The sequence below is a fragment of the Salinirussus salinus genome (assembly GCF_009831455.1).
Lineage (GTDB): Archaea > Halobacteriota > Halobacteria > Halobacteriales > Haloarculaceae > Salinirussus > Salinirussus salinus.
Genome location: NZ_WOWO01000002.1, coordinates 491338 through 506676 on the forward strand (window position 1 = coordinate 491338; position 15339 = coordinate 506676).

The following is a 15339-nucleotide window of genomic DNA, read 5'->3' on the forward strand; positions in this document are numbered from 1 at the left end:
AGACCGCGACGGTCTTGTACGCGACACCTACCACCGCGGCTCACGCAGTATGTGAGTAATAACAATGCCTGCCCAGTTCTCCTGGTGGGTTGATGCCGGAGTTCATTTCCGAGCAAGAGAGGGAGCGGATGGCAGAGTTCGCACGGACGCCGGGGTACAAACGCGACCCCGAACAACTGATCCCGGAGGAGGAGCGCGAGGAGTAAGTCCGGGATATCGGGGTACGGTCACGTTATCACCGGATCTCGGGCGGGGAGTCGCTGTACCTCGTCTCGGTAACGTACTGGATCCCGGCCAGAGCGAGAAAGGCCAGGATGGTGGCGCCAGCGACCAGCACGTCCGGGAGAGCGGCGAAGGCGGCGACGTCCAGCACAGTCAGCAGGAGGAGTCCGCCCGCGACCAGGCTCACCCCGAGATAGTATCTGTGCCAGGGATAGGTCTCCTCGGGTTCGGTGAGGAACTCGTCGACCGCGTCGACCCCGTCGGCGAGTGCGACGGTTCCCTCGTCGGCGTCGTAGGCGACGATGCCGACCTCCTCCATCTTTGGGACGTGGGTCTGGTACAGCGAGACGTAGACCCGCTTGCGCTGCTGTTTGGTGAGGTCGTCGACGGAGGTCTCCATCTCGAGTGCAGCGATCTCCTCGGCCAGCTCCGTCAGCTGCATCGGTTCGTCGCGGCGGTTGAGGATGGAGATAGCGTAGCGTCTCCGCGCGCTGCTGAGGATATCGAAGACGACATCTTGGTCGAGTTGTGTGTCCGAGGCGAGCATCCGAGGTCTCCAGTGTGGTCGGTGGTAGTCCGGCTCTCTGAATTATATCACATTCTACACTTTGTTACGACACGGTTACCTGCCGGCGGGCGACACAGCGGCGTGACAGGGAGTTCCTGCGGGGACAAACCGCGCTGGACGGGCGAGCGGCAGTCCCGAAGCGAACTGGACCGCCAGTGTCTGAGAGGCCTGAAGGAGGGCCTTAGCGGCCACAAGAAGCGAGTAACTCCCGGACGTCCACCAGGGACGGTTGACAGGTCCCGACACCCGGACTCTCGGTACCACCCACGACGCCCGGCCGCACCCGCTGACACCCGGCGGGACGGCAGGTACCCCACTTCCGGGCGGCGTACGACGGCAACTACTACCCCCAGTCGCGCAGGTAGCAGGTCCCCCCTCGAATCGCGAAGATTGCGAACAACGCAATCGTTTAGTCCGAAGGACCATCCTAAGAGCTCCTTACCTGATGTAGCACTGTCCTACCCGGCGTTCATGTCAGTAAATATTGACAATAATTAAGTAATAGTCTGACAGTACAATTCAGGGCGGCGATCCGTTCCAGCCGTGCCCGACGAGGGACGAAGGAAGGGGGGAAATACCGTGATACAAGCAACGATAACCCGACGCGGGACTGTCTGTAAGCAGTCTCCAACGGCGAACCGAGTGGTGAACGAGGCGCGTCCGGAAGGGGCGAGTCAGACACGCGACAGACCCGGTGGTCCGGCATGAAGGTCGACGACAGGGTGTCTACGGGAGGGCCGTCGGCGACCCCGGCCGGAGCGACCGGCGAGGTGTCGGACACTGACGGGGAGGCAAGCGAACAGCCGGGGGAAGCTTCGGACCGTGAGGAAGAGGAACCGCCGGCGCTCCCGCTGGACCAGGTGTTCGAGATCGCGAAGAACGAACGTCGCCGTCACGCCCTCCAGTTCCTCCGGGACCGCGAGGGTCCCGTCGAGCTGGGGACGCTGGCCGAACACATCGCGGCCGTCGAGAACGACACGACGGTCGAGGCGATCTCCTCACAGGAGCGCAAGCGGGTCTACGTCGGCCTCTACCAGTGTCACCTCCCGAAGATGGACGACATGAACATCGTCGAGTTCAACCAGAACAGGGGCCTGATCGAACTCGGCCCGAACGCCGACCAGATCTACCCCTACATCGAAGCCGAGGACCAGCCGGCGGTCGAGTGGCCACACGTCTACCTCGGACTGTCTACCGCCGGGGCCGTTCTCCTGCTGGTCAGCCTCACGGTCGGGGCGGGCGTGGGTCTGAGTCCCGGCCTCGTGTCGGCGCTCTGCATCGCGGCGGTCGGGACGGTGTCCGTGTTACACGCGCGGTCCTGACCCCGGAGACCAGCGGCGGTCCACGCCGCGACGGCCCGGTTTTCGGCCCGGAGGGGCCCCGGGTCAGCATCGTATCCCGCCCGGAGCTCGGGGTCGACGACCCGGTCCAGAGGTTCTAAATACCACCCCACCAACACCCAGGGTGTGAGGGAGAGCACTCGAAACCAGTCGGTCACGTTCGAGTGGGACGAGGTGGATTCGGTGACCCGCGAGGTGGTCGAGGCTGTCGCGATGGTCACCGAGACGGACCCGACGGAGTTCGACCCCGTCGCGACGGCGATCGACCCCGACGCGCTCGACGCCCTGTTCGCGCCCCGCGACGGCGGGGAGCGACGCGACAGGGGCTACGTCCAGTTCCCGGTTGCCGGACACGACGTCACCGTCTACGCTCACGGCGAGGTCGTCGTTCACCAGTGACGGCAAGGCCGGTCGAGCTCTCCCGGCCCCGGAGCGGCGTCTCCAGGACGCTGGCGCCGCCAGCTCCGCTCTGTCGGCGACGTCCTCCCGCCCCTCCGGTAGCTCCTTTCCGGCCTCACTGGCGGGCACGCTGGACGAACAGCCCGACCACGAGGTACGCGTAGACGGCCGAGCCCGCGACGCCGAGCCCGCGCCCTCCGAGAACTGCAGCCGGGCTCGCGGCGAGTACTCCAGTGACTTCCACGAGTAGCCCCACGAGGAGGGCACCGAGCGCGGCGGCCCCGAGCCGGTCCCCGGCCAGCGGGAACCGGGCCACTGAGGGCGGGTAGAACTGGTAGGTGACCCCGACGATACTCAGCCCCAGGAAGCCGAGCAGACCCAGTCGGTAGTGTGCGACCACCAGGTCCGGCTGCAGCCCGGCGAACGCGAAGTACAGCCCCGCGGCGACGGCGAACACACCGCACCCGACGCCGGCGAGGACGCCGTAGAAGCCGAGCCGGTCGCGGTCGGAGCGGACGAACAGCAGCCCGTAGGCCACGGCGAAGCCGAGGACGGCCAGCGCTTCGAGCGCGGCCCCGGCCTGCAAGAGCCGGCCGGAGGGGAGCCCGACCGCGAGCAGGGCCGGGCCGGCGGCCCCGGCGACCAGGACTGAGGCCGCGAGCCGGCCGGGGACCGCGGAGACGAGAAACCGGGGGAGCAACCGGAAGCCGACGGCAAACAGCAGCAGAACCGCTGCCCCGAGCGCCAGCAGGTGGGAGACCCGCGGCGGGTAGCCGTCGAGCGGGGTCGGCAGCCCGGCCACTCCCGCGACGGTGAGGTACGCCCCGGCAGCGAGATAGGCGAAGACCACCGGGACGGCGGCGTTGGCCATCCGGTCGAGCGGCAGGCGGTGGGCGTTGTGCTCGCCCGTCCCGGTCTCCCGGCCGGCGAGGTTCCCGCGGAGCGTCAGGAGCATCGCCCCGAGGAAGACGGCCACCCCCGCGGCCCAGGCGACGGCGCCGGCCTGTCGGACGGCCCGGGAGGCGCCCGGAACCCACCCCGCGGCCAGTCCCGCAGTCCCGAACACCGACAGCGGGAGCTGGACAGTGGGGGCGCGGGCGGGCCGGAGGTCGCGGTCGAAGTAGGAGGGCACGAGCGAGTAGGCCTTGCCGAAGACGACGTGGAAGACGAAGCCGTACAGCGCGAGAGGAACCGCGACCCGCCGGGGGGCTCCGAGGAGGACCGCGACCTGCCAGCAGACTAGCCAGCCGACGCCTGCGGCCACGAACCCGCGCGCCCACCGGGAGACTGTCGCGTTTGCCGTCGACACGGGTTCTCACTCGCGGCCCGGCTCGAAGTGGTCGTCCCCGAATACGTTCGCCCGCCCGGGACGGACGGCCGGCCGTCCGGCTGTCGCTTGTTTCATGCCCTGTGACAGCACACTCCTCGGGCAGAAGTACGCGTCGGTCGTCGGGGTCCGGTGTGACCCCGGGAGCCATCTATTTACCGGGGGCGGTCGAAGCGGGCCGCCATGCCATACTTGCGGCCCGAAACGGTGCTGGAGGAGTTCTCCGGATTCACCCTCTCGACGGTCCGGCCGGCCATCGCCGAGGACGAGGAGTTCGTCCGCGGACAGACCGGGTCGATGGCGAGCACGCTCCGGTTTCTCGCCGACGAACTCGAGGCCCGGGAGGCGATGGTCGACGAGCAGGAGCGGGCGCTGCGCGAGGCGCTCGACGTCGTGACGGAGCGGACAGCCGACACGCCCGCCGCGGAGGCTGTCGAGGCGGCGGTCGCCGACGTCGACGACGCACCGGGCGGCGTTCGCGAGCGCGAGGAGGTGCTGCTCGAGGCGGCCGACGACGTCCTCGCGGCGGTCGACACCCACCTCGAAGGGGATGCCGCCCGGCGGGCACGGCGGCCGGTGTACGACTTCCTCGACACCCGGACCGAGGGCCAGCTCCGGATGCTCGGCCGCGAGCCGGAGAGTGAGGAGGGGGAGTGAACAGTGAGCGACGTCACCGGCGACGCGCTGTCGTCCTTTCTCGGCGAGCAACTCGGCGCGGACGTGACTGTGGCCGACCTCGAGGAACACGTCGAGGGGTGGTCCCGCGACACCGTCTCCTTCACCGCTCGCTGGCAGGGCGACGAGGGGGAGCACGAGCAGCGTTTCGTCGTCCGTGCGGAGAGCGACGCCCAGGTCGAGAGCGGACGGCGCAGCGAGGGCAACGACATCGAGACGGAGTACCGGACGATGGACGCCGCACAGGACGCCCCCGTTCCGGTCCCGACGACGCGGTGGTTCGAGGGCGACCGGTCGGTGATGGGCGGGAAGTTCTTCGTCGTCGACCACCGCCCCGGCGACGCGCCGGTGGTCTGGGACCGCGACCAGCGGGCACACCTCCAGGAGGCCTGGGACGGCGACAGCGACCTCCCCGACCAGTTCGTCGACGCCGCCGTCGGCGTCCACGAGGTCGCTCCCGAAGACGTGCCGGCCCTGGAGAACGTCCCGGCCGAGGCGGTCGTCGACCGGGAGATAGACCGGTGGGTGGAGGTGTACCGGGAATCGACGGTCAGGCCGGAGCCGGCCGTCGAGGAGTGCATCCGGTGGTTCCGGGCCAACAAGCCCGAGGTGCCGGAGACGACGCTGGTCCACGGCGACTTCCGGATCGGCAACATGCTCGTCGACGGCGACGACCTGACTGCGGTACTCGACTGGGAGCTGGCCCGGGTCGGTGACCCGCTGTACGACCTGGGCTACGCGAGCCTGCAGTACTTCGCCGGCAAGCTCATCGAGCCCACCGAACGCCCAGAACTCGCCTGCTCGCTGCTCGAGCGGGAGTACCTCTACGACGAGTACGAGCGCCGGTCCGGCCGGACCGTCAACCGCGAGCGGGTCCGCTACTGGCGCGCTTTCTCCGCGTTCGTGATGATGACCATCGGGCTCTCGGGCGTCCACCAGTTCCGGCAGGGGGACACCGACGACGTCCGCAGCGCGTGGTTCCAGTACATCGTCCCCGGGCTGGTCGAGGATATGCTCGCCATCGTCCGCGAGGACCGGACCTGAGCCGTGCGCGGGAAGCAGGGGCGACCGGGCCGGGAGAAGCCGGGTGACCGGCGGTGACCGGCAGACTCGTCGGCGGGGTCGACCTCGGGGCGACGAACCTCCGGGCGGTCGTCGCCGACGGCGGGGGTGAGGTCCGCGGCCGCGCGCGGACGGAGACACCCGCCGGCGACGGCGACGTGGTCGGGCGCGCCGTCGTCCGCACGCTCGAAGACGCCTGCGGCGCCGCGGGCGTCGCGCCCGACGACCTCGCGGCGGTCGGCGTCGGCTCCATCGGCCCACTAGACCGGGCGGCCGGCGCGGCCGACGACCCACCGAACGTCGCGGCCGAACGGATCCCGCTCGTCGCGCCCCTGGAGGACCGCTGTGGCTGCGAGGTCCTGCTCGTCAACGACTGCGTGGCGGGAGCGGTCGGCGAGCGCTACTTGGCCGACGGCGGGCCGGATCTCACCTACGTCACCCTCTCGACGGGCGTGGGCGCCGGCGCCATCGTCGACGGCCGGCCGCTCCGGGGCCACCGGGGCAACGCTGCCGAGATGGGCCACGTCGTCGTCGAGCCCGGCGGCCGCGAGTGTGGCTGTGGCGGTCCCGGCCACTGGGAGGCCTACGCGGGCGGGCAGTCTGTCCCGGGCTTCGCGCGCGAGGTCGCACGGGCCGAGGGCGTCGAGACGGGTCTCGACCTGGCGGACCTGGACGCCAGAACGGTCTTCGAGGCCGACGACCCGCTGGCCGCGCGCGTTCGCGACCGGCTCGGAGCCTACAACGCGCTCGGCGTCGCGGCCACGGTCCACGCCTTCGACCCGGCGGTGGTCGTGTTCGGCGGCGCCATCGCAGTCAACAACCCCGACGCGGTGCTGGGCCCGGTCCGCGAGCGGTTGCCCGACCTGCTGGCTGTCGACGCGCCGACGGTCCGGCTTGCCAGCCTGGGCGAGGACGCGGTCCTGAAGGGGGCGGTCGCCGCCGCGCTGACCGGCGGGACCGGCGACCCCGACGGCGGACCGTAACCCTCCGACGCGTCACGTACCCGGCGGCCGTCACGCGATCCCGATGGCCTTCGTACTGCCGTCGGCGAACTCGAGAACGACGATGACGTCAGCCTCGGGGTCGGTCGGGTCGACGAACTCGCTCACGCCGAGGTCGGCGCTCGCGTCGATGTCGCGGAGCGCGACGACCGTCTCACCCTCGACGGTCACCGGCAGTCCGCCGCCGTCGAAGGTCGTCCCGCGGTCCTTGAAGGGCCGCCCCTCCAAGTCGTCCCGCGTCGTCACCGAGAAGCCGGTGACCGTCACCGGCTCCGCGGCCGTGATACTGAACGAGGCCTCCCGGCCCCGGTTCCGACCGCCGATGTTCCGGCTGTCGACCGAACCCGCGACGCCGGTCACGGCCGAGGCGCTGGTGCGCTCGCCGTCAGTTCCACCGCCCCCGTCGGACCCATTCCCTCCGTCCCCTGTCCCGCTCCCAGCGAGGTCGACGACCCGGAGGTCGAAGCTCACGGCCCGCTGCTGTCCATCGCTGAACCGCGCGGTGACGGTGACCTCACCGGAGCTGTCGACGTCGGCGGGCGCCTCGTAGACGAACGCGGCCCGGCCGTCGGTGCCGGTAGCCGCTCCGGCCGGCCGCACGCTGCCCGGCCCGTTTTCGACAACAGCGGAGACCGACACGCCGCTGACGGGGTTGTCGAACCGGTCCCGGGCCTCGACGACGAGCCGCTGTCGGCCGCCCTCGGCGACGGACCCGCCGGTACCCCCGACGTCGGTGAGGTAGGCTGGCCCCTCGCGGCTGGCGTCGGGGCCGACGGCGACCTCCCCGAGCGCGAGTTCGTAGCTCCCGGGCTCGAAGGTCAGCGTGAGTTCGCCACAGGGTGCAGGTGGTGCCTGCTGGCAGTCGACAGCCCGCACGTAGGCATCGGGGTCCGTGCCCGCGGGGTCGAACTCGTCGTCCAGCAGGTCGACCCACTCGTCCCGGCGGAGCTCGGTCGGCACCGTCACCCGCATCGGACCGGTGTCGTTGCGGACGGTCACCGTTTTTACGGGCGCGCTGTTCGGGGCCAGTTCCACGCTCTCGGTGCCCGTCCCCGAGGCCGAGAGGTCGCCGTTGAGCGCGACCAGCGAGACCCGGCGGCCGTCGACGAGGTCCGTCGGCGTCAGCGCCAGCGTCTGCCCGCGGTCCCGGTTGTAGACCGCCCAGGGCTCGTAGACGGTCACCGGGGCGTCCTCGTACTCGTTGTAGGACGGGGTATAGACGAGCGTCGTGGTTTCGAACGTCCGGTTTCCGCCGGTCCAGTAGTCGCCGGTCTCGCCGGACGTGGTGGCGTTTGTGACCGTCACCTCCCCGGGGTCTGTCGTCCGGAGGGTCCCGGTGACCGGCGGCGGATTGATGAACAGCAGGCGTGGCGGGTAGCGGTAGCCGACAGCCACTGTCCCCGTCTCGCCCGTCCCGACGGCGGCGACCCGGTCGACAGTCGATTCGAGTTCGACGAGGTCGGTCTGTGCCTCCTGGTTGTGCCGGAACTCCTCCTGTGCGTTCAGGGCAGGGATGGCCGTGGACTGGAGGACCGCGAGCAGGACGAGCGCGAGCGCGAGCATCAGCACCGCCCCGATGACGGGCGAGACGGCACGGGTCCCCGGGCGCCGACGCCGGAGGGGAGTGTTCTCGCTCATCTCAGACCACCGTGAACGCGATGACGGCCACCACGACCAGCCCGATGCCGTACTTGATCCCGCTGTAGATGCTGTTCTCCGCGAGCTTTCCGGCGAGCAGGCCGCTGCCAAAGCCCTGGATCAGCGCCGAGTGAAAGAGGACCACCCGGAGTTTCTCGACTGGGATGGCCGCGAGGCTGACCGGCCCGCTCGCGGCGGCGCCGGCAGTCGCCACGCTGGCGCTGGCCGCCTCGACGGGTTCGAGGAAGTTCGCAGCCAGCAGGAGAACGACGAGCAGGTAGACCAGGAAGCCGACCACCACGATCACGAGATACGTCTGGAGGGTCCGCCGGCGCTCGCGGCGCAGCCGGACCCGCTCGGCGATGTCGGTGGCTGCCACGTCCAACACCAGATAGAGGTCGCTGGTCGCGCGGCTGCCCTCCGCGAGCAGCTTGACCGTCCGCGTCAGGGTCGGCGAGACGAGCCGGTCGCCGAAGGCCTCGAAGGCCCCCGGCAGGTCGGCGTTCCACTTGATGTCGTTGCGGAGCCGCTGGAGTTCCGTCGCCAGCCGACCGGAGGCGGAGTCGGCGACGATGTCAAGCCCACGGGCCAGCGAGAGGCCACGGCGGTTGCCCGTCGCCAGCATCTCGAGCAGCGCCGGAAACCGCTCCTGAAGCGCCCGCTCCTGGCGGCGGCGGTACTCGTGCACTACTGCGACCGGAGTGACGGCGACCAGGACCGGGACCACCGCGAGCGCGGTCGTGACACCCACCGGGTCGGCGACCAGCGCCGGCAGCGTCGGCGCGGCCACGCCGGCCAGGACGGCAACGACTGGGAGCAGCGCCGCCACGGGCACCGAGAACAGGAACACCCGCCAGGGTTCGTCGCCGACTCCGGCGACCGTCTCGCGGACCCGATCGCGGAAGCTGGTGTGTTCCCGGGCGCGCTCGTAGGCCGCCCGCCACTCCGGGTCGTCCTCGCCCGCCGGCGGCGGTGAGCCGGACTGCCGTCCCGGCGTGAACGAGACGGCGCGCTCCTTGAACGGCCCGCTCACGGCGTCGACGAGGACGTAGAACCCGACGAGCCCGAGCGGGACGACGACGTAAACGACCGCGGCCATCGCGGTCAGTGTTCCGGCACCGAGGAAGGCGACCACCAGCAGGACGACCAGCACGAACAGCGGGGCGGCGACGAAGCCGACGACGAACACCTCGCTCAGCAGCTCCAGCTGTTCGATGAACGACTCCTGCTCGGCGACCGCGTTCTCCAGCTGGTCGTCGATCTCGTCGTGAAGATACTCCGCGAGGTCGCCGCCGGTCTCCAGGACCACGGTGATGTCGTCCGCGACACGGCGCAGTTCGTCGCTGGGGGTGACCGTCCGGAGGTTCTCCAGCCCGGTATAGATGTCGTTGCCGAACATCTCGACATCACGGACCACGCGGTCGAACTCCTCGGCGGCAGCCCCGTAGGTCTCCGTCGAGTCCGCCAGCCGGGTCACCACCCGGTCGAAACCCACGCCTGCCCGTGACAGCGCGAACATGAACGTGACCGCGTACGGGAGGTTGTAGGCGATGTCCCGCCGTCGCCCCGCGACCCTGAGCCGGAGCTTGAGCACCCGGTGCCAGACCCAGTAGAGTCCGGCGCCGAGCAGACCGGCACCGACACACAGCGCCAGCGTGACGCCGGCGAGCGCCGGTCCGGACAGCGCCTGCGTTGCGAGCGGGCCCGGGAGCGAGCCGGGCCCGAGCACCAGGACGGACAGCCCCGCGATGACGCCGACCACCGCGCTGGCCGCGACGATGTACGCCATCCGCCTGACGAGCCTGGCGAGATACTGGTCGAAGGTCTCGCCCACCCGGGCCTGCTGGAGGCGGCGTTGAAAGCCGGTGTAAACCCCTTCGCGTTGCTTGAACAGCGTCCGGAACGGGCCGTAGTGCTCCCGCAGGTCCGCGCGGCTGAGGTCCCGCAGACCCGCGGCAGGCTCCTGGCCCTGGAGGGCTCGCTCCGTCTGCTGGTTCCCGCCGTACCCGGCCTGGAACTCCGCCGCCGGCTCCGCTTCCTGCTCGGGATGCTCGCCGTATCTCGCCCAGTACTCGTCCTCGTCGCGGGCAGGGTCGGTCCCGTCGGTGCCCTCCGCGTCCGCTCCGTGCCCGCCGGCGGAAGCTGTGCCCTCGCCCGCGTCGGGGGGTTGGTCGTCGTCACCCATCGCTCAGCCGTCCCGGGGGGTGAGTTCCGCGGGTTCGAGTGTGCCGTCCCGGAGCTGTTCGACCACCGACTCCGGGCTGCGCTGGAAGGTGTGGATCACCCGGCCCACGTCATCGTGGTGGCTGATCCCCTCCCGGCGCATATACCGCAACACCTCCTGGCGCAGGGACAGTTCCCGTCGGAGCCGGTCGTCGTCCCAGCCCCGCTCGTACTGCACCTCCTCGAGCAGGGTCGAGGGCGCGAGCTGCTCGAAGCTGTCCGTCGCCGGGTCCCGGCCGAACACCTCGCGGGTCCGGACGCCGGAGCCGTCTTGCTTCGGTGTGACCTCGACCAGGCGGTGGTTGCGCCGGAGCCGGCCGTCCTCGGTCTGGACCTGCCGCTGGACCGAGATGACGTCGAGGCTGCCGACCATCTGCGCGGGGATGTTCAGCGGCTCGTTCTCGAGCCGGCGCATCACGCTCTCCGCGGAGTCAGCGTGGAACGTCGTGTAGGCGGTGTGTCCCGTCGAGATCGCCTGGAAGAAGGTGAACGCGACCTGTGGGTTCGCCCGGATCTCCCCGACCAGCAGGAACTCGGGGCGCTGGCGCAGCGCCGATTCGAGGAGGTCGAACATCGTGACCGCTCCCTGGCCCTCGGCGACCGAGGAGGGACGTGTCACGTTCCGGACCCAGTTCTGGTGGGGGAGCCGGACCTCCGGGGTGTCCTCGATGGAGACGATCTTGTTTCCCGGCGGGATGAAATAGGAGATGGCGTTCAGCGAAGTGGTCTTGCCCGAGCCGGTGCCGCCGGCGAACATCACCGACTTCCCGTTCTCGACGAGCAGCCACAGATACGCCATCTGGTCGAGCCCGAAGGTTCCGAAGTCGACCAGGTCGGTCGGGGTGAGCGGGTCCTCGGAGAACCGCCTGATGGTGAACGTCGACCCCCGGAGGCTGACGTCGTTCCCGAGCGTGAACTGCGCCCGCGAGCCGTCCGGGAGACTGACGTCCAGCAGCGGGTCAGCGGCCGTTAGCGACTTGCCCGCCCGCTGGGCCAGCCGGGTCACGAACGCGTCCAGGCGCTCCTGCGGGAACGAGAGGTTGGTCTCGAGGTCCCGGTAGATGCCGTGGTAGACGAACAGCGGCACGTCCGCGCCGTCACAGGAGATATCCTCGATCTCGGGGTCGTGCATCAGCGGGTCGACCCGCCCGTAGCGCACGAAGTCCCGCTGGAGATAGTAGACCACCCGAAGCAACGTCGATGGGGGGACGGCGGCGGCGTGTTCGTCGAGGATGCGGCCGATCTCCGCGCCGAACACGTCACCCCGTTTCTCGTCGGGCCCGATGTCGTGGTGCATCAGGTCCTGCCGGAGCGACCGGGTCAGGTCCTCCCGGACGTACTGTTCGAACTCGGTCAACGAGGGGGTAGCCACGTGGTAGCGGTGCTCGTTTGCCGCCGGGTCGTAGAGGATCGCCGTGTAGGAGTAAGGGCGCACCGACCAGCGCCAGGAGACGACCTCGAACTCTTCGAGATACTCGAAGTCGAACCACTGCCCGCGCACCGCCCCAGGGTCCGGGGCGGCCACGCCCAGTTCGGCCGGGTCGTACTCCGTCTCGAAGTGCGAGAGGACGTCATCGAGAACCGCCTCCTCGACCTCCTCGCCGGGCACCGTCCGGACCTCCCGGCGGCCCTCGAGCACCCCGTCCATCGCCCGGTCGGCCACCCCGGCGTCGATCTCATCGAGAACGAACCCGCCCCCGCCGTCGCGGTGGTCAGGCGGCTGACTCTCCTCACTCATGCTCTGCCGATGGCTCCACTACTGTGCTGGGGTGATATAAAAACCCGACCCGCCGCGCCGTCCGGCCACACCCGGGCCGTCGCTGCGGAGGGAAAGGGGCTAAGTGTGCCGCCCACTCCCTTTCGGGCGAATGGGCTACACGCCACACGTCGCCGTGGTCGGCGGGGGCACGACCGGCGTCGGGGTCGCGCGCGACCTCGCCATGCGGGGCCTGGAGGTAACGCTCGTCGAGCGGGGGGCGCTGACCAGCGGGGCGACCGGCGGGATGCACGGCCTGCTACACAGCGGGGCTCGCTACGCTCTCTCTGACCCCGACAGCGCCGCCGACTGTCTCGCCGAGAACCGCGTCCTCCGGGAGGTGGCGGGCCACTTCATCGAGGACACCGGCGGGCTGTTCGTCGAGCGCCCGGAGGACCCCGACGGCCACTTCGAGGCCCGGCTGGACGCCTGCGACGAGGTGGGGATCCCGGCCGAGGAGCTGACCGGCCCGGAGGCCCGCGACCGCGAGCCGGGGCTCTCCGGGGAAATCGAGCGCGCCTTCGCCGTCCCCGATGCGGGGGTCGACCCGTTCCGGCTGACGGAGGCGCTGGCGAGCGACGCCGGGAGCTACGGCGCGACCGTCCTGACCCACGCGGAAGTGGTCGACGTGGACGTCGAGGACGGCGCCGTTCGTGGGGTCCGGGTCCGCGAGCACGACCCGACCACGCCCGGCGAGCCGATGCCCGGTGACGTCGTCGACATCGACGCCGACTACGTCGTCAACGCGACCGGCGCCTGGGCCGGGAAGGTGGCGGCGATGGCCGGCGTGGAGGTGCCGGTCCGGGCCTCGAAGGGCGCGATGGTCGTCGCCGCCGACCGCCACGTCGACACGGTCGTCAACCGCTGCCGGCCCCGCGGGCAGGGCGACATCCTCGTCCCTCACGGCGACGTCTCGATCCTCGGGACGACCGACGTGGCGGTCGAAGACCCCGACGGCTACGCCCGCGAGAACCGGGAGGTCGACCTGCTGTTCGATGAACTCTCGCCCGTGGTTCCGGCCCTCGCGGACGCCCGCTCGTTGCGGGCGTACTGGGGCGTCCGGCCGCTGTACGACCCGGCCGGCGGCGAGGGTGCGGGTCAGAGCGAGGAGGGAGTGGACGACGGCGGTCCCGGCGACCTGACGCGGGACTTCGTCCTGCTGGACCACGAGGACCGGGACGGGCTCTGGGGGATGAGTACCGTCGTCGGGGGGAAGCTGACGACCCACCGGCTGATGGCCGAGCGGGTCGCGGACCACGTCTGCGGGAAGTTCGGTATCGACCGCCCCTGCCGAACCGACGAGATCCCGCTTCCCGGGGGGGAGGAGGCCGACCCGGAGCAGCTGGCGACCTTCGACGTCGACGCGGCGACCCTGGAGCGGGTCCACGACCGCTGGGGCGAGCGCGCGCCGGAGGTGCTCGAGCCGCTCGGTCCCAACCCCGCCGTCTGCCCCTGCAAGCGGGTGACTCGCGGCGAGGTCGAGGCCGCGATGGACGCCGAGGCCGTCTTCGAGACCGACCTCGACGCGGTCCGGCGACGCACCGGCGTCGGGACCGGCGACTGCCAGGGGGCCCGGTGTGCCCACCGCGTCGCCGGGCTGTTGCGGCCCGAACACGACCTCGACCAGGTCGACCGGTCGCTGTCGGCGTTCTACGGGGAGCGGTGGGCGGGCCAGCGACACGTTCTCTGGGGCGAGCAGCTCTCGCGGGCGATGGGGAGCTACGCGCTGCACGCGACGACGATGAACCGCGACCATCCGGTCGAGACGCCGAACCTGGACGCCTTCGACCCGGGACCCGGGAGCCGCGGGGAGGGGGAGGCGGAGGCCGACGAACGTGGAGGGTCGGAGGCGTGACGGTAACTGTCGTCGGCGGGGGGCTCGCCGGCGCCGTCGCCGCCCTCGCGGCCGCCCGTCACCGCGACGTCACCGTCCGCCTGCTGACCGCCGGAGAGACCAGCCTCCGGGCCGCGAGCGGGCTCGTGGACGTGCTCGGCTACACGCCGGGCGGCGAGGGACCGGTCGCCGACCCCTTCGTCGCTATTCCACGACTCCCCGACGAGCACCCCTATCGAACTGTGGGCGTCGACGCGGTCCGCGAGGCGCTGGCGCTGTTCGACGACGTGGCCGACGGGGCCTACGCGGGCGCCGGCACCGACCGCAACGCGCTGGTCCCCACACACCTGGGAAACCTCAAACCGACGGCCCGCTACCCCGCGACGGTCGCGCCGGGGGTCGCCAGCCGTGAGCAGCGGACCACCCTCGTGGGCTTCGAGGAGCTCACCGACTTCGACGCGGCGCTCGCGGCCGACCGGCTCCACGGGACGCTTCCCTACGAGGTGTGGGGGACCTCGGTCGGCCTCCCGGTCGACCTCGAGGGGATCCCGGAGACGACCGACCTCGCAGCCGCCCTCGACGACGTCCACGAGCGCGACGGCGCGCGGGAGGCCTTCGAGCGGTTCCACGACGAGCTCTCCCGGGACATCCTGATGCACGACGACACCGACCGCCGGGTGGGCGTCCCGGCAGTGCTCGGGCTCGACGCCACCGAGGCACTCCGGGCCGAACTCGCGGCCACCGTCGAGAGCCCCGTCTTCGAGGTCCCGACCGGCCCGCCGAGCGTCCCCGGCCGGCGCCTCGAGGGGCTGCTCCGCGGGGCGCTCGAGGACGCAGGCGTGACGGTCTCCACCGGGCACCGCGTCACGGGTGCGGAGCCGGCCGACGGCGACATCGAGGCGCTGACCGTCGAGACGCCCGACGGTGCAACGCGAGTGGAGACGGCGGCGACCGTCCTGGCGACGGGCGGGCTCGTCGGCGGCGGGGTCGAGGGCGGGCGCGAGGCGGTCCGGGAGCCGGTCTTCGGCTGTCACGTCCCCGCTCCCGACGACCGCTCGGCGTGGGCCGCGGAGGCGGCGCTGGGCGAGCACGCGTTCGCCCGGTTCGGTGTCGAGACCGACACCGGGCTCCGGCCGCTGGACGCGCGGGAGGAGCCGGAGTTCGGGAACCTCCGGGCGGCGGGGAGCGTTCTCGGGGGCTACGATTTCGCGGCCGAGAAATCCGGCAGCGGCGTCTCGATTTCGACCGGCTACGTCGCCGGCCGGCTGGCCGCCGAGGACGCGGCCTGAACGTT

General features: G+C 71.0%; 12 protein-coding genes. 7 read left to right on the forward strand and 5 right to left on the reverse strand.

The annotated features are described in order from the left end of the window. Positions 1–235: 235 nt before the first annotated feature. Positions 236–769, reverse strand: coding sequence for a DUF7344 domain-containing protein (locus GN153_RS05590; RefSeq protein WP_159900666.1), 534 nt, complete (start codon positions 767–769; stop codon positions 236–238). Between the two features lie 725 nt (positions 770–1494). Between GN153_RS05590 and GN153_RS05595 the strand changes: the two genes are divergently transcribed. Both GN153_RS05595 and GN153_RS05600 read left to right on the forward strand, forming a co-directional pair. Next, complete coding sequence (locus tag GN153_RS05595; RefSeq protein WP_159900667.1) at positions 1495–2112, forward strand: DUF7344 domain-containing protein; 618 nt, start codon at positions 1495–1497, stop codon at positions 2110–2112. 144 nt (positions 2113–2256) lie between these two features. Continuing rightward, positions 2257–2529 (forward strand): HalOD1 output domain-containing protein, encoded by a 273-nt coding sequence (locus tag GN153_RS05600; protein ID WP_236544757.1) that lies wholly within the window; start codon positions 2257–2259, stop codon positions 2527–2529. 115 nt (positions 2530–2644) lie between these two features. On the opposite strand, the gene GN153_RS05605 is transcribed toward GN153_RS05600, so the two are convergent. Beyond that, the gene (locus GN153_RS05605) at positions 2645–3838 is read right to left on the reverse strand and encodes a hypothetical protein (protein ID WP_159900668.1); all 1194 of its coding nucleotides are present in this window, start codon (positions 3836–3838) and stop codon (positions 2645–2647) included. Positions 3839–4039: 201 nt separating this feature from the next. Here GN153_RS05605 and GN153_RS05610 point away from each other — a divergent pair, with 201 nt between their 5' ends. From GN153_RS05610 to GN153_RS05620, 3 genes are read left to right on the forward strand one after another with little or no spacing between them, the layout of a single operon-like run. After that, positions 4040–4513, forward strand: a complete 474-nt coding sequence (locus tag GN153_RS05610; RefSeq protein WP_159900669.1) for a hypothetical protein — start codon at positions 4040–4042, stop codon at positions 4511–4513. Positions 4514–4516: 3 nt separating this feature from the next. Then, a complete protein-coding gene (locus tag GN153_RS05615) occupies positions 4517–5575 on the forward strand; it encodes a phosphotransferase family protein (RefSeq protein ID WP_159900670.1) in 1059 nt (352 codons plus the stop codon). Positions 5576–5628: 53 nt separating this feature from the next. Continuing rightward, positions 5629–6576 carry an ROK family protein gene (locus GN153_RS05620; protein ID WP_159900671.1) on the forward strand — a complete coding sequence of 316 codons (948 nt, stop codon included), beginning with the start codon at positions 5629–5631 and terminating at the stop codon, positions 6574–6576. A 30-nt stretch (positions 6577–6606) separates the two neighbouring features. Here the strand turns inward: GN153_RS05620 and GN153_RS05625 are convergent, their stop codons facing one another. The 3 genes from GN153_RS05625 to GN153_RS17765 are packed head-to-tail and all read right to left on the reverse strand — an operon-like array spanning position 6607 to position 12193. After that, a complete protein-coding gene (locus GN153_RS05625; protein ID WP_159900672.1) occupies positions 6607–8232 on the reverse strand; it encodes a type IV pilin in 1626 nt (541 codons plus the stop codon). Position 8233: 1 nt separating this feature from the next. Next, on the reverse strand, positions 8234–10417 hold the full coding sequence (locus tag GN153_RS05630) for a type II secretion system F family protein (protein WP_159900673.1): 2184 nt from the start codon (positions 10415–10417) through the stop codon (positions 8234–8236). A gap of 3 nt (positions 10418–10420) precedes the next feature. Continuing rightward, positions 10421–12193 carry a type II/IV secretion system ATPase subunit gene (locus GN153_RS17765; protein WP_159900675.1) on the reverse strand — a complete coding sequence of 591 codons (1773 nt, stop codon included), beginning with the start codon at positions 12191–12193 and terminating at the stop codon, positions 10421–10423. Between the two features lie 130 nt (positions 12194–12323). On the opposite strand from GN153_RS17765, the gene glpA reads away from it, so the two are divergent. Beyond that, the gene (glpA, locus tag GN153_RS05640) at positions 12324–14066 is read left to right on the forward strand and encodes an anaerobic glycerol-3-phosphate dehydrogenase subunit GlpA (protein WP_159900677.1); all 1743 of its coding nucleotides are present in this window, start codon (positions 12324–12326) and stop codon (positions 14064–14066) included. After that, positions 14063–15334 carry a glycerol-3-phosphate dehydrogenase subunit GlpB gene (gene glpB, locus GN153_RS05645; RefSeq protein ID WP_159900679.1) on the forward strand — a complete coding sequence of 424 codons (1272 nt, stop codon included), beginning with the start codon at positions 14063–14065 and terminating at the stop codon, positions 15332–15334. The genes glpA and glpB overlap by 4 nt, the downstream gene beginning before the upstream one ends. Positions 15335–15339 lie beyond the last annotated feature (5 nt).